We start from the raw sequence: 15,726 nt of genomic DNA on the forward strand, positions 1-15,726 counted from the left end.
ATGCATAAAAAGCACAAAAAAGCACACTATCTTTTAAGATAGTGTGCCAAATTCGCATGTTTTTATTCTACTTTCTTCCCTTTTTCATCTTTCGGTGCTTCACCTGTTACTTCTTGCTTTTTCAAGTCAAAGTAAGCATCCATAATTTGACGGCCGATGTCTCCGTTAATTCCACAGTGATCATCATATATCCATGGAACGACAACAGAGAATGCTACCTCTGGATCATCAAGCGGAGCATAACCTACTAAAGTTAGGTTATAAATAATTTTACGATTACCATTTGCATCTCTTCCAATTGCCTTATCACCGCCATACGGTACCTGTGCAGTTCCTGTTTTCCCTGCCGCTTTATATGGTGCCGTTTGAAAATATTTCAAACCTGTACCACCAGCATCATTAAACACCTGTCTAAAACCTTCTTGAATCCGTTTAATCTGACTTTCAGGCATATCTATACGATTCAATACTTTCGGTTCCATTGACTCAATCACTTTTCCCACTTCATCTGGTTTAGCTGGTGGCTGACGAATTTCTTTTACGACCTGTGGCTGCATACGGTAACCACCATTTGCGATTGTCGAAACATATTGTGCTAATTGGAGTGGTGTATACGTATCATACTGTCCAATTGCTAAGTCTAATAAGAAACCTGGTTGCTTACCTGTTCCTCGTTGCCCAGCCGACTCATTTGGTAAATCAATCCCTGTTTTCACCCCAAGTCCAAATTGACTAAAATAATAACGCATATCATCGAATGCTTTTTGTGGAATATCTAACGTACCGCCTTTTTGATATTGCACACCAGCAATTTTCATTGCCGTTTTAAACATATATACGTTAGAAGACATTTTTAAAGCAGTAAGGTCATCGATAGAACCCATGTTTTTCCAAGAGCTTTTTAAAGGTGTACCTTTTATTTTTATCGGTTCATCATACTGATAATCTCCAGGTTTAATTGCACCTGTTTGATATCCCGTTAGTAGCGTTGCTCCTTTCACCGTTGAACCCATTTCATAAGAACTTGTCATCGTTCCTAATGCATAATCTTTCACTTCTGTTTTTCCATTTTCCTCGACAAGCTGTTTTCCAGCCATCGATAAAATTTCACCATTTTTCGGGTTCGTCATGACAACAAATGCGCGATCTAACAATGGTTCCGAACCTTTAAATTTCATTAAATTCTTCGTAATTATGTCTTCTACACGCTTTTGTAGTTCCATATCAATCGTTAAATTTAAATCGTTGCCTCGTTGCCCTTGAGAGACATTTACTGTTTCTATAATATTACCATCTTTATCTGTAATATTTTTTGTTTCTGTCTTTGTACCGTGAAGTGCATCTTCATATTGCTGTTCAATATAACTTTTCCCAACCCGGTCGTTACGATCATAATCGCGAACAAGGTAATAATCTAATCGCTCTTTTGGTAACCCTTCATCTGAGCTTGTTACACCACCAAGCACGCTGCGGAACATATCATCATACGTATATTTACGATCCCAGTCCACATTCGTATCCACACCTGGTAATAACGCTAAATTTTCACTCACTATCGCATATTCTTCCGGTGTTACTTGCTTTTTAATAATTTGTGGCGTCATTGCATATCCGCCGTCCATCTTACTCTTAATTGCAAGCACTTCTAAATCTGCTGGTGTTAATTGACTTAGTTCTTCTTCTGTCACGCGGTTTCGCTGACGATCGTCAATTTCTTTATCATCAATTTTTTTCGCTTTAAGTTCTTCACGATCTTTTTTTGTGATTTTCGCTTCTGCTTCTTTTTTATGCATTGAAAGCCAGTAATCTTTCTTATCACGATCTGTTAATTTATCTGGTGATACTTCAATGAGTTCTGCAAGCTTTTTCGCTGTTTTTAGGCGGTCCTCTGAAGTTGATCCTTTCATTCGTGTAAATGTGATCGTCCGAACAGGATCATTATCTACAACAGCACGTCCATATCGATCAAAGATTTTCCCACGCGGAACTGGATTGCTTATCGTTGCGTTTTCCTTTTTCTCAACTTCGTTTTTATACTCCTCACCATGAACAATTTGTACATATCCAAGCCTCACAATAACCGCGGAGAACATTAAAAATACGCACAAAAACAACACGTTTAGCCGAAACGGAACGTGGGTCTTTTTCTTTTTCTTCTTACTCATACGAACCCCCTCTACCCACAGCTATGTAATGTGAAAGGGACACCTTGTTACAGGTGCCCTCACAGCTGTTTTACATGTCTTTTTATTCTAGCATAAAACAAAGAAGAAGTTAACCTTCAGGTTCAGTACGATTTGGTGTTGCTTCCCCAGCTACAACGCTTGTCCTATTTATACTTCGCTCATCATATTTGACATTTTTAACGGCAAAATAAATAAGAAAATGTCCAGCTCCGAGAATACATAATAAAACAGGTAAACTTTTTTCCGGCAGGAAAAATGAAACTGCACATAAAAAACTTAAAATTGAACATATTCTTCCGCTATTTAGCCATAGTTCTCGAACAACAATATACTCAACCCGCCATTCTTTTGCCTGTTTTGCTCTTCCGATTACATCATATGTCATCGATCCATACGGAACGAGTAAGATCGGATAGGCAATTGCAATACAAGCTGCATAAATGAGCAATTTTACATATGTAACATGAAAAATAACCAAGAACACCACAGCGTATAAAATAATTCCACCAAGTAAAATCGCCTTTTTTCTCCACTCTTTCTTTAACATACGTGCAACCAAGTAATAACATACAAATGAAACAGCTGAATTGACTAAACTATACTTCCCTAATGCAAATTCACTTCCAGATGCTAAATAGACGTATACCGAGATAACAAAAACAAACGTTCCTTCCCTTAATCCTTGAAAAAAGTGTGCACGAGTAATTCTTCCCCAGTTTTTATCAATCCTACGTTCTTTCAAAACTTGAACAATTTCATACCGTCCTTCACATTCCCTTTTCGATAAAAAAAAGCTAATGACCACAGCAATTGCAAATAAAGTTAATGAAAGAAAAAAGATAACTGTATAGCCGCTCCACTTCTCCATACGTGAAATTGTATATCCAGCTGCTATCGGCCCAATCATTCCAGCAAAAGATGTTAGAAGACCGAGAAAACTGTTAAAAAAATCACGTGTTTCCGGTTCTGTAATTTCAAACGTCAGCAAATTAAATGCAAGCCAATAAAAACCGTATCCAATTCCAAGAAGTCCACCAAGTAATATAATATAGTGTGAAGCATGTGTTCCTGTAAGTAAAACAACGATAAAAAAAGTCGCTAATGTTCCAACTCCTATTCGCAGTAAAATAGCACGATCGATTCGCTTTGCCAATTTTCCTGCGAATAGAAAGGTGAGTAGTTGCAATACAACACTTGCTAAATTATATAATCCAAGGTTCACATAGTTTTGGGTTTGCTTCCATAAATAAATGTTAACAAAGGTATTCGATAAAGAAATAGCAAGTGTATATAATCCCCCCATAATAAGTAGTAATACTAAATCGCGATTCACCTCAACATCGCCAATTATATGTTTCCACTTCATACATAACTCTCCTTTACTTCATGTTCTAGTCTTCCAAAGACAAGCACAATTATGTAAAAGAAAGCATACAAAAAAGCTAGGAGAATATCCCCTAGCTTCTTCAGTATCAAATTGCATAAAGCAGAACAAACAATATTATTTAGCTTCTTGGTAACGTTTTTCAGCTGCGTTCCAGTCTACAACGTTCCAGAATGCACCGATGTAGTCAGGACGACGGTTTTGATAATGTAAGTAGTAAGCATGTTCCCAAACGTCTAAACCGATAACTGGAGTTTTACCTTCTGTTAAAGGTGAGTCTTGGTTTGGAGTGCTTGTTACTTCTAGTTCACCGTTGTTTACTACTAGCCAAGCCCAACCAGAACCAAAGCGAGTTGCACCAGCTTTTGCAAATTCTGTTTTGAATGCATCAAAGCTACCGAATTTCGCTTCAATTGCAGCTGCAAGTTCACCTACTGGTTGTCCACCACCATTTGGAGATAGGATTGTCCAGAAGAAAGTGTGGTTTGCATGTCCGCCACCATTATTTCGTACTGCAGTACGAATTGCTTCTGGTACTTCATTTAAGTGTGCAACTAACTCTTCAACACTTTTGTCAGCTAATTCTGCATGACCTTCTAACGCAGCGTTTAAGTTTGTTACGTAAGTGTTGTGGTGTTTTGTATGATGGATGTTCATTGTTTCTTTATCAAAGTGAGGTTCTAAAGCATCATACGCATAAGGTAAATTTGGTAATTCATGTTTTGCCATTGTTATATTCCTCCCATTTTATGTATTGCCAAAATAAATTGGCATACAACTTCATTTTACCCTAATTGCCATAGGGTGAAAACAAATTAAATCACATTGTGTTGCTATCATTAACGTAGCAAAATACCCATTTCTTTTCAAACAAAATGCTCACGTATTTCGTAAAAAAAGCTTCCTTCTACAAGGAAGCTTCTTTTCTGCATTATAAACCACCAAATGGGTATGGACCCTGTAGGACTCGAACCTACGACCGGACGGTTATGAGCCGTCTGCTCTAACCAGCTGAGCTAAGGGTCCAGAATTATGTACATGACTACGGCCGAAACTACCGTATTCTCATAGATTATTCCTACAGCAAAATACTACATAAGTAAATTGCTATGAGGTATATCACTTAAGAAATGTAAGATAAATTTACCATATGAAAAAGAAAAGTGTCAATTGTATTTTTGTCCTTGATAAGTTGTATTTTTTATAAAAGACGTGTTTTTTAAATCATTAAGTACTTCCTCTAAATATGGTACAGAAACGCGATATAGCTTGTGATTCTCTAGATACGTACGTTACAATGATTTTATGATTTTATACATAAATCTACATACATAACAAAAGGAAGTGAATCTATGTCCATATTTACACAACTTGTCAAAAGCCTATACTCACCAAAAGACATGGCGCTTTTCCGTTTTCAAAAAATCGGAAAAACGATTCTGTATATCATGTTGCTCTGCTTAATCACTACCATCCCGAGAACTTTATTGTACGGAAGCGCGATTCAAGACGGTGTTGGAATCATAAACAAAGCACTTGAACAAGATATTCCGGAATTTAAAATTGAAAACGGAGAGCTAAAAGCAGAGATTGATAAGCCAATCGAAAAAGAGGATGGTAATTCCATCTTTGTATTCGATCCAAACGCAACGGATACACAAAAATACAACAATAAAATAGGCTTATTTATCCTCAAAGATAAAGTAATCTCTATGGCGAACGGTCAAACACAAACGTATTCCTATAATGATTTATTAGGTGCTTCTCTTGAGAAAAAGGATCTTCAAGACTTTATTTCCTTCTTCAATAGCATTTATCCAATTTTAATGTTCGTTATCGGCGCTTTCGTTTATCTGTTCCAATTATTTATCACATTTTTAGGTATTACACTTCTTGCCTTCATCGGCTCTGCCATGAGTGGCCAGCGCAAATTATCTTATAAGCAAGTTTGGTCGTTAACTGCTTATAGTTATACAATTCCAACTATCTTCTTTATGATTATGGATTTATTAAAGGTACACGTCCTTAGTTCAACGCTTATCTACATTGCAGTTATTTTAATTGTTCTATACTTAACAATTAAAGAAGTTCCAAAACCAAAAGAAAAACAAGAACTATAAAAAAAATGCCATTTAGGCATTTTTTTTTTGGACAAGCATATATTCCTAGCAAAGGAGTGAGGAATATGAAGAGATTAGGTATACTCTTATTTGTGCTTGTTCTCTGTTATGTATTTTACTACGATATAAAAATTGGCACTTTACCAATGTTAAGTTCATATAAAAAAACAACTGCTGCTCAAACTGCAAAAAAAGAAGACACAGATACGAAACAAAAGAAAGAAACAGACACATCGTATAAAGCAATTGAAGTAAAGACAGGAGATACGGTTCTCTCAATTACCGAAGCGATTAATAAGAAAAAAGTTCCTTCTATTGAAAAAGTAATTAATGATTTTAAACAATTAAATCAAAATACATCTTCTACAAAAATACAGATTGGGAAATCTTACAAATTCCCTTTATATCAATGACCCCATTACTTAATCCTTGTCAATTACATAAAGGCGCTGATACAATAGTAAAAGTGAAACCGGACATATTGGTTTCTATTTCCTTATATCACATATACTATACTTGATATAAGAGACAAAATAAGAAACTTCTTTTATAAGGAGAGCGATCTATTCGTGAATGAAATGACTCATCGTACAAAAACACGTCCTGTTAAAGTCGGTAATTTAACAATTGGCGGCAACAATGAATTAATTATACAAAGTATGACAACAACAAAAACGCATGATGTAGAAGCAACTGTTGCTGAGATCAAACGTTTAGAAGAAGCGGGTTGTCAAATTGTCCGCGTAGCTGTTCCAGACGAACGTGCAGCAAATGCTATTGCTGATATAAAAAAACAAATTAACATCCCACTTGTTGCTGATATTCATTTTGATTATCGTCTTGCTTTAAAAGCAATTGAAGGCGGCATTGATAAAGTACGTATCAACCCAGGTAACATCGGGCGTCGTCATAAAGTAGAAGCTGTTGTAAATGCTGCGAAAGAACGCGGTATTCCAATTCGTATCGGCGTCAATGCAGGTTCATTAGAACGTCATATTTTAGAGAAGTATGGCTATCCTACTGCTGATGGTATGGTTGAAAGTGCACTACATCATATTAAAATTTTAGAGGATTTGGATTTCCACGATATTATCGTATCTATGAAGGCCTCTGATGTTAATTTAGCAATCGAAGCTTATGAAAAAGCAGCTCGTGCTTTTGATTATCCATTACACCTAGGTATTACAGAATCTGGAACACTATTTGCTGGAACTGTAAAAAGTGCCGCTGGTCTTGGAGCAATCTTAAGTAAAGGTATCGGAAATACACTTCGTATTTCATTAAGTGCTGACCCTGTTGAAGAAGTGAAAGTTGCTCGCGAACTGTTAAAGTCATTCGGTCTTGCATCGAACGCCGCAACACTTATTTCTTGTCCAACTTGTGGTCGCATTGAAATTGACCTTATCAGTATTGCAAACGAAGTTGAAGAATATATCTCTACACTAAAAGTACCAATTAAAGTTGCTGTACTTGGATGCGCTGTAAACGGTCCTGGTGAAGCTCGTGAGGCTGATATCGGTATTGCTGGCGCGCGTGGGGAAGGGTTATTATTCCGTAAAGGAAAAGTAGTTCGAAAAGTACCAGAAGAAACAATGGTAGAAGAACTGAAAAAAGAAATTGATGTAATCGCTGCTGAAATGGCTGCAAATCAAGAAAAACAAGAACAAGAATAAAAAGAAAAAGAAGAGCTCGTCAGTTTCACAACTGACGAGCTCTTCCCTTGCTATTGGCGGACCGTAATACCCCCATCTCAAAATTCAGTAAAAGCAACTAAGTTGAGTGAGCAAGCTCACCCACTTATTAAGGTTTCACTTTACTTTGCACACTTTGGGCAACGCCCATATATTTCAAACTTATGTCCTGTTACCTCATATCCTTTAAAATCTTTATTCATAAAATCCATTGGACAGGAAGTAATTTCTTTTGTCCCACCACAATCCAAACAAATAAAATGATGATGGTGTTCCATAACCGAGCATGTAAAACGAAAATTCTTTTCTCCATTTAGTTCTGTCTGCTCCAAAACACCAATCTCAGCAAATACAGTTAAATTTCGATAGATTGTATCAAAACTTAATCCTGGATAATCATCTTTCATATGCTCTAAAACGTCTTTTGCGGTTAAATAACGATTATGAGCCGCAAATAATCGCAGCATTTCTTCACGTTTTCCAGTATGTTTATACCCTTTTTCTTTCATAAGGCGTAAAGCTTCTGTTAGATTCATAACTATCCCTACTTTATGCAGTTTTTTTCTTTTTCCATAAGATTGCACCGATTAAAATAAGAACCGCTAGCATAACAATTGTACCACCTGGAGCCAAATCAAGTTGATAAGAAGCAAGCATTCCACCTATTACGGAAATTTCACCAAATAAAATGGAAAAGAAAATAGTTTGTTTAAACCCTTTGGCAATGCGGATACTTGCTGCAACTGGTAACGTCATTAGAGATGATACAAGAAGAACCCCAACAACACGCATTGATACTGCGATTACTAACGCAACTAAAATAATAAAAATAAAGTGAATCCACTTTGCGCGAAGTCCAGTTGATACAGCGTATTCCTCATCAAATGATAATAAAAATAGCTCTTTATATAATAAAATAATCGTTGCAACAACTACGATTGCTACAATACCAATAATCATTAAATCCGTTCTTGTTACAGCACTTACACTACCAAACAAATAACTAAATAAATCTGTATTAAATCCGTTAGCAAGCGAAATGAAGATAACACCAATCCCCATCCCAGCCGAGAGAATAATCGGAATCGCTAATTCTTGATAATGTTTGTATACAGTTCGTAACTTTTCAATTAACAAAGCTCCACCTATTGAAAAGATCATTCCCATATATAATGGATTTAAAAATCCACCTGTAAAAATTGTTTTTTCAAGCAATAAGCTTGCTGCAATCCCTGATAATGTCACATGACTTAATGCCTCCGCAATAAGTGACAAGCGGCGGATTACAACGAATACACCGATAAGCGGTGCAACAAGTCCTATTAAAATACCAGCGTATAAAGAATTACGTAAAAAATCATATTGTAAAAAATCCTGTATCATTGTATCCTCCCGTGATGCTCATGATCATGCTCTAAGCGATGAACATGATGTCCATATAAAATCGACATTTCTGCATCTTCTAGCTCTCGGAATTTCTCTACATTTCCATGGAAATGTAGATGCTGATTTAAACATGCAACATGCGTCACCTTCTCTGTTACAGCGCCCATATCATGCGTAACAAGAATCAATGTGATACCTAGTTTTTTATTTAAATCCTCTAGTATTTCATAAAAACTCTCCACGTTCTTTACATCGATTCCAACAGTAGGTTCATCCAAAATAAGTAATTCTGGGCTACTTACAAGTGCACGTGCAATAAATACACGCTGCTGTTGTCCGCCGGAAAGCTCTCCGATGTTACGATTTTGAAATTCGCCCATGCCTACATCAGCAATTGCCTTTACTACCTTCTCTTTATCTTCTTTCGTTAAAAAACGAAATAGGCCTTTTTTCGAAACAAGCCCCATTGAAACAACCTCAAAGACAGTCGCTGGAAAACCAGAGTTAAAACTGTTAGCCTTTTGCGACACATAGCCGATTTTATTCCACTCTTTAAATTTCTTACTATCAATACCAAATAATCGGATATTTCCTTTCTTTGGCTTTAAAACACCTAATATACTCTTCAATAAAGTTGATTTTCCAGATCCGTTCGGTCCAACTAAACCTAAAAAAGCTCCTTTTGGAACTTGCAAATTAATATCTTCTAGCACATTTCGATCTTCATACCGAAATGTCAATCCTTCTATTTCTAATATATTTTTCATAGCATCTCACCTATTTTAATTCAGAATGATTCCGATTTATTTCTATTTGAATTATAGTATAGCTTATTATAGTTGTAAACCAATCTGCCCAAAATACCTTCTTTATTTCAGGCAACCTTATTATTATAACAAAAAAGCAGAGAAAATTTCTCTGCTTTTTTGAACACATATTTTTAATGAATTGCTGATTTGAATTTACCACCGTTTGTCTCTTGTGTACTCATAATTGTAATAAAGGCATTTTCATCAATTTCATGAACAATTGATTTTAACTTTGTTACCTCAAGACGTGTAACAACTGCGTAAATAACTTCTTTCTCTTTATCCGTATAGCCACCTTTAGCAACAAGCTTTGTTGTTCCACGACCAAGACGGTGTAAAATTGCATTTGATACTTCTTCATATTGATCTGATACAATAAGAACTGCTTTCGTTTCATCCAATCCTTGAATAACCGTATCGATCGTTTTGAATGCAATATAGTATGTCATAACAGAATACATCGCCTGTTCAACACCAAATACAAATGCTGCCCAAGCAAAAACGAATAAGTTCACAAACATAACAAATTCACCGACAGAAAACGGTAATTTCTTCGTTAACAAGATTCCCATAATCTCTGTTCCATCCAATGAACCCCCGTGACGAATAACAAGGCCTACACCAATCCCTAAAATAAGGCCACCAAAAACAGTTGCTAAAATCGGCTCTGTCGTAAATGGTTGAATAGAATGTAATGTTGACTCAATAAATGCTAAAGCGACAATCGCAAAAGCAGAAGATAACATGAACGTCTTTCCAATTTGCTTATAACCGGAATACATAAATGGTATATTGAGGATGACAACTAAAGTAGAAAAACTTAACCACCAAATGTTAGGAGTAAGATAATCTAGTATGAGGGAAATGCCAATAATTCCACCATCAATAATTTTATTTGGCATTAAAAATAGTTCAATTGCTACCGCCGCACATGTTGCACCAAAGACAATCATAACTAAACGATACAATAGATGAATAATACTTTCTTTTCGATGTTGTTTTTTTTCCATAAGCCCTCCTTATATGCTTTTTATGTAGTTTTGTTCTTTTATTATAACATATTGTTCTTTTCCTTATGGAAAAAGCCACTGTTATACGAATATATACAAGCACCATGCACATATATTCCGATATAAGAACGCTTGAAGGAGGACTGCATCATGAATCTCATCAAACAAATCGTAAATAAAAAATTAAATCATATTTCAACAAAAGAATTATTAAAATATAGTAAAGACTATGAAGTCCCTATTACAACAGAGCAAGCTGATAAAATTGTGCTCTTAATGAAAGGAAAAAATATTAACATTTACAATAACGATGAAAGACTGGCACTGTTAAAAAAAATCGCAAAAGTAACCTCTCCCGCTACCGCCCAGCAAGTAAATACATTATTTCAGCAATTATTAAAATAAGGAGGGAAATTTCCCTCCTTATTGCCCCTTAATCTTCTCAAGAATCCCTTCATCAAATGTTCCATTCTTGAGCATTTCAATTTCAAATTTATATGGTGGTTTTTTATCTTTCTTATCTTCACCTACATACGGTGTTTCAAGAATCTTCGGTACATGCTGTAATTGCGGATGATGTACAATATGATGCAACGCTTTATAACCGATATGACCGAAACCAATATTTTCATGACGGTCTTTACCAGCCCCGCGCACGTTTTTACTATCATTAATATGCAATACTTGCAAGCGATCAATCCCAACAATTTTATCAAATTCATTTAATACGCCATCAAAATCATTCACGATGTCATAACCTGCATCATGCGTATGGCACGTATCAAAACATACAGATAGTTTTTCGTTATATTTTACACCGTCAATAATCTTTGCAAGTTCTTCAAAACTACGTCCGCACTCTGTACCTTTTCCAGCCATTGTTTCTAATGCGATATTTACTGTCTGTTCTGGCGTCAACACTTCATTTAAACCTTTAATAATCTGCTCAATACCAGCTTCAGCTCCTGCCCCAACGTGAGCACCTGGATGAAGTACAATTTGTTTCGCTACTCCTAGGGCTGCTGTTCTTTCAATTTCCATGCGTAGGAAATCGACACCTAATTGGAACGTTTCAGGTTTTGTTGTATTACCAACATTAATAATATAAGGCGCATGGACAATAATTTCTTCAATTCCATGCAACTGCATATGTTTTCGTCCTGCTTCTATATTTAATTCTTCAATTGGTTTTCTTCTTGTATTTTGTGGTGCGCCTGTATAAATCATAAACGTTGTTGCACCATACGAAACAGCCTCTTCACTTGCTGCTAATAACATCTTCTTACCACTCATTGAAACATGAGATCCAATCTTTAGCATATAATCACCTCTTCAATATACAATAGCTATAATGATAGCATAATTTGTAGAAATATGTAGTGAATTGTTTGTTCAGAAAAGAAGCCACTATGAAAAAAACAAAGAAAAACTTTAATCGGTGAGAATCCTCTTCTCTTCCCTTCACTTCTCACTCAATTTGGAAGCCAGAAAGATAGATGGATAAAAAAAAGATAAGTACTCTGTAATATTAAATAAGTTTGAAAGGTGTTGAGCATTGATATGCCAGCACCTTATATAAGGCTACACATTATATAATTGATATCTTTATTAGTTTGAGACCTCTTCTATGTACAACAAAAAAGAGCGTGACCACACGCTCTTAAAATGTGTAACATTCTATTTCACTTCTTTTATACCAAAGTATTCTAATGTTTTTGTTGCTTTTGATAAAAATTTCCCTTATCTTTTTTTATTGCTATATTTTTTCTTCACTTTTTCACGTTCTGTCGCAAGTTTTCTCTTATAATTAGGCTTTACTTTTTTCGGCTTTTTAACCACTTTCGTTGCCATAACATCTAGTTCATCATTTGGTTTTTTACGACTTTTACGGCGACGACGCTCACCTAAGTCCGTCCATTCATCCCCACGTAAATCTACATGTTTAAACGTGATATTACGTTGTTTTTCTAAGTTATCTAGTGCTTCCTCGTTTGCTGGATCATAAATAGTTACTGCAATACCTGAATAGCCAGCACGTGCTGTTCTTCCAACGCGGTGAACGAAGAAATCTAAATCAGATGGAAGTTCATAGTTAATTACATGGCTAATTCCTTCAATATCGATACCACGTGCCGCTAAGTCCGTCGCAACAATGTATTGGAACTCTAAGTCACGAACTTGCTTCATCATTTTTTTACGATCACGCGGAGATAAATCACCATGGATACGCCCAACCTTTAATCCACGCTCTGTTAATCCATTCGCAACTTCATCTGCCATTTTTTTCGTATTTGTAAAGACAATTGCTAAATATGGCTTAAATTGAAGTAACATATTTTTCACTAATTCAATCTTATTACGATGTCTTGAAGGTACAAGATAATGCTCAATATTCCCCGCTGCAACTTGCTTCGGATTAATATGAATATGCTCTGGATTCTCCATATACTTCTTCATAAACGGTTTTAATTTTTGAGGAATTGTTGCAGAAAAGACCAGCATTTGTAAGTTTTTAGGCATACGTGCTGCAATTTTATCTACATCTTGAATGAACCCCATATCAAGCATTAAATCCGCTTCATCGACAATAATAGTAGCTGCTTTATGAACAAATAGCGCTTGTTCTTCCACTAAATCTTTAATACGTCCTGGTGTTCCAACAACAATATGAGGTTGCTTTTTCAGCTTTTCAATTGAACGTTGTTTGTCAGTACCTCCAATTAGACAACGTGCCGTAATCATTTGCTCTTCTGCACAAAACTTTGTTAATTTAACAATTTCTTGATAAATTTGTTGTGCTAACTCACGAGTAGGCGCTGTAATGACAAGTTGTACCTCTTCACGGTTTGCATTAATTCTATTTAAAGTTGGAAGTAAGTATGCATGTGTTTTCCCAGAACCTGTTTGGGACTGTCCAATTACACTCACACCTTTTTTTACGACCGGAAAAATTTTCTTTTGAATTTCTGTCGGCTCTGAAAAGCGTAGTTCACGAACTGCATCTATTAAAAATGGCTGAAAATTATACTGTGTAAATGTTTGTAGTGTCATAAGTTACACCTTCTTTCTAAAATTTCTACTGCGCGCACAAATCAGTCAAGTCTACATTATATCGAAATCTAATAGTAAAATCCATCTTTATATAAATCCATTTTAATTTTTAAGTCGCTGCGATGCAAAATAAAACATGACCTGCACTCGCTTTCTTCCTTTGTTTTCACCCTAGCATGTGGCAAAAAAAATCCCTGACCGCTTCTATGCATGTCCAGATGCTCTCGTTCACCTAAAAAGAAAGGGATTTTCATGTCGATTTCTCAACTTGTATTTATATAGTTTCAGTTTTCACTCCAAAAACTAACCTTCTTTCTTACCTTTGCATATTGTATGTGTATATACCTAACTGAAGAAAGGAGGATTTCTCTTATGTATCCGAAATCCCCTATGCAGCAAATGTATCCAGGGCAGCAACCATATACACCATACCCAATTCCTCAATTACCACCAATGATGCAAAAAAAGAAAGGATTTCTCTCTAAACTTTTCAAAAAACACGATCCTACTCAGCCTTTTATGCAAATGGTTCCTCCCTATCGACAAATGGAAGGGCAACCGATCATGCACCAACATCCGCATCACCAACAATACCATCAGTCCTATATACAGCAGCCACAACAAATGATACCACCTCAACCACAAATGATGAATGAGCCAAACGAAATGCGCGGAGGGGCATCAGTTACACCTAGCGCTAGCAGTGGTATCGGAAGCTTCTTTTCTAACTTAATTTCCAATCCGACCGGCATGTTAAATAACATTGAAAAAGTTGCACAAGTCGCTCAATCTGTCGGGCCTGTCGTCGAACAATATGGTCCCATTGTTCGCAGCATACCGAGCATCGTAAAAATTCTCACCTCTGGAAAAGGTGAGGCTGAAGAATCGAAAGATGAGGTGGAAGTAATCACCACCCCATCACCTCCTAAAAAGAAAAAAAGGAAGGAAATTATACTTGATCCCCTTGTTGAAAAAGAATTACCGGAAGAGAATATCCCACATATGGCAACAAAACCAAAACTATATGTCTAACAATCCTTTGTTTTCTGTGCCCTCCTCCTTTATAATGAAAAAGACTATGTACAAAAGGATCCCTTGTTTAGAAGGAGAGGATTACTCACATGAAGATTGTTAAAATTTCCCCTCGTGGTTATTGCTACGGTGTTGTTGACGCGATGGTTATCGCACGCAATGCCGCACTAGATACGTCATTACCGAGACCCATTTATATTTTAGGTATGATTGTTCACAACAAGCATGTAACAGATGCTTTTGAAGAAGATGGAATTATTACATTAGATGGTCCAAGTCGATTAGAGATTTTAGACAAAATCGATTCCGGCACTGTTATTTTCACTGCACACGGTGTTTCCCCAGAAGTCAAACAACGTGCAAAAGAAAAAGGGTTAACAACAATTGATGCAACATGTCCAGATGTTACAAAAACACATGACCTCATTGAAGCAAAGAAAGCTGAAGGATACCATGTGATTTACATCGGTAAAAAAGGACATCCAGAACCAGAAGGCGCGGTTGGTATCGCACCTGATATCGTTCATCTTATTGAAAAAGCTGATGATTTAGAAACATTGGAAATTCCAACAGAAAAGATTTTAGTTACAAATCAAACAACAATGAGTCAATGGGACGTTCAATACCTAATGGAAGACATCCAGAAAAAATTCCCAACAGCTGAATTTCATAAAGAAATTTGTTTAGCAACACAAGTTCGTCAAGAAGCAGTGGCTAAACAGGCTGATGTTGCTGATTTAACGATTGTTGTTGGCGATCCAAAAAGCAATAACTCAAACCGCTTAGCTCAAGTATCAGAAGAAATCGCTGGTACAAAGGCATACCGCGTTGCAGATGTAAGCGAGATTCAATTAGAGTGGCTACAAGGCGTTGAAAATGTTGCTATTACCGCCGGTGCTTCTACACCAACGCCAATTACAAAAGAAGTAATAGCCTTTTTAGAACAGTACGATCCGATGAATCCAGCTACTTGGGAGCGAAAACGAAACGTACCACTTCAAAAGATTTTGCCGCGTGTAAAAGCAAAAAAACAACAATAAAAAAATCCGTTGCTANN

General features: G+C 36.3%; 15 protein-coding genes and 1 tRNA gene. 6 read left to right on the forward strand and 10 right to left on the reverse strand.

Features of this window, described 5'->3' with window-relative positions; translation table 11 throughout:
- Positions 1–62: 62 nt before the first annotated feature.
- The 4 genes from COO03_RS09410 to COO03_RS09425 all read right to left on the reverse strand — a co-directional run bounded on the left by COO03_RS09410 (position 63) and on the right by COO03_RS09425 (position 4,596).
- Positions 63–2,165, reverse strand: a complete 2,103-nt coding sequence (locus COO03_RS09410; protein WP_097896916.1) for a peptidoglycan D,D-transpeptidase FtsI family protein — start codon at positions 2,163–2,165, stop codon at positions 63–65.
- 109 nt (positions 2,166–2,274) lie between these two features.
- Positions 2,275–3,552, reverse strand: coding sequence for an MFS transporter (locus tag COO03_RS09415; RefSeq protein WP_097896917.1), 1,278 nt, complete (start codon positions 3,550–3,552; stop codon positions 2,275–2,277).
- Between the two features lie 135 nt (positions 3,553–3,687).
- Entirely contained in the window at positions 3,688–4,299 is a 612-nt protein-coding gene (sodA, locus tag COO03_RS09420; RefSeq protein WP_097896918.1) for a superoxide dismutase [Mn], read from the reverse strand.
- Between the two features lie 223 nt (positions 4,300–4,522).
- Positions 4,523–4,596, reverse strand: a tRNA-Ile gene (locus COO03_RS09425).
- Positions 4,597–4,922: 326 nt separating this feature from the next.
- Here COO03_RS09425 and COO03_RS09430 point away from each other — a divergent pair.
- The 3 genes from COO03_RS09430 (at position 4,923) to ispG (ending at position 7,363) form a co-directional block, all read left to right on the forward strand.
- Positions 4,923–5,690, forward strand: coding sequence for a DUF1189 domain-containing protein (locus COO03_RS09430; RefSeq protein WP_097896919.1), 768 nt, complete (start codon positions 4,923–4,925; stop codon positions 5,688–5,690).
- Positions 5,691–5,755: 65 nt separating this feature from the next.
- Positions 5,756–6,103 (forward strand): hypothetical protein, encoded by a 348-nt coding sequence (locus tag COO03_RS09435; protein WP_097896920.1) that lies wholly within the window; start codon positions 5,756–5,758, stop codon positions 6,101–6,103.
- A gap of 165 nt (positions 6,104–6,268) precedes the next feature.
- A complete protein-coding gene (gene ispG, locus COO03_RS09440) occupies positions 6,269–7,363 on the forward strand; it encodes a flavodoxin-dependent (E)-4-hydroxy-3-methylbut-2-enyl-diphosphate synthase (RefSeq protein ID WP_170958155.1) in 1,095 nt (364 codons plus the stop codon).
- Between the two features lie 140 nt (positions 7,364–7,503).
- On the opposite strand, the gene COO03_RS09445 is transcribed toward ispG, so the two are convergent.
- From COO03_RS09445 to COO03_RS09460, 4 genes are all read right to left on the reverse strand, one after another.
- A complete protein-coding gene (locus COO03_RS09445; protein WP_097896922.1) occupies positions 7,504–7,917 on the reverse strand; it encodes a Fur family transcriptional regulator in 414 nt (137 codons plus the stop codon).
- 13 nt (positions 7,918–7,930) lie between these two features.
- Positions 7,931–8,764, reverse strand: coding sequence for a metal ABC transporter permease (locus COO03_RS09450; protein ID WP_097896923.1), 834 nt, complete (start codon positions 8,762–8,764; stop codon positions 7,931–7,933).
- Positions 8,761–9,534 carry a metal ABC transporter ATP-binding protein gene (locus COO03_RS09455; RefSeq protein WP_097896924.1) on the reverse strand — a complete coding sequence of 258 codons (774 nt, stop codon included), beginning with the start codon at positions 9,532–9,534 and terminating at the stop codon, positions 8,761–8,763. The genes COO03_RS09450 and COO03_RS09455 overlap by 4 nt, the downstream gene beginning before the upstream one ends.
- Positions 9,535–9,707: 173 nt before the next feature.
- Complete coding sequence (locus tag COO03_RS09460) at positions 9,708–10,586, reverse strand: YitT family protein (protein WP_097896925.1); 879 nt, start codon at positions 10,584–10,586, stop codon at positions 9,708–9,710.
- 150 nt (positions 10,587–10,736) lie between these two features.
- On the opposite strand from COO03_RS09460, the gene COO03_RS09465 reads away from it, so the two are divergent.
- Complete coding sequence (locus tag COO03_RS09465; protein WP_097896926.1) at positions 10,737–10,991, forward strand: DUF2624 domain-containing protein; 255 nt, start codon at positions 10,737–10,739, stop codon at positions 10,989–10,991.
- Between the two features lie 18 nt (positions 10,992–11,009).
- Here the strand turns inward: COO03_RS09465 and COO03_RS09470 are convergent, their stop codons facing one another.
- Both COO03_RS09470 and COO03_RS09475 read right to left on the reverse strand, forming a co-directional pair.
- A complete protein-coding gene (locus COO03_RS09470; protein ID WP_097896927.1) occupies positions 11,010–11,906 on the reverse strand; it encodes a deoxyribonuclease IV in 897 nt (298 codons plus the stop codon).
- 420 nt (positions 11,907–12,326) lie between these two features.
- Positions 12,327–13,637 (reverse strand): DEAD/DEAH box helicase, encoded by a 1,311-nt coding sequence (locus COO03_RS09475; RefSeq protein ID WP_097896928.1) that lies wholly within the window; start codon positions 13,635–13,637, stop codon positions 12,327–12,329.
- A 372-nt stretch (positions 13,638–14,009) separates the two neighbouring features.
- Here COO03_RS09475 and vrrA point away from each other — a divergent pair, with 372 nt between their 5' ends.
- The gene (vrrA, locus tag COO03_RS09480; protein WP_097896929.1) at positions 14,010–14,669 is read left to right on the forward strand and encodes a VrrA/YqfQ family protein; all 660 of its coding nucleotides are present in this window, start codon (positions 14,010–14,012) and stop codon (positions 14,667–14,669) included.
- Between the two features lie 89 nt (positions 14,670–14,758).
- Positions 14,759–15,709 carry a 4-hydroxy-3-methylbut-2-enyl diphosphate reductase gene (locus COO03_RS09485; protein WP_097896930.1) on the forward strand — a complete coding sequence of 317 codons (951 nt, stop codon included), beginning with the start codon at positions 14,759–14,761 and terminating at the stop codon, positions 15,707–15,709.
- The last annotated feature ends 17 nt before the right edge of the window (positions 15,710–15,726 follow it).

Origin of the sequence: Bacillus sp. AFS098217, assembly GCF_002551815.1 — a bacterium.
Taxonomy (GTDB): domain Bacteria; phylum Bacillota; class Bacilli; order Bacillales; family Bacillaceae_G; genus Bacillus_A.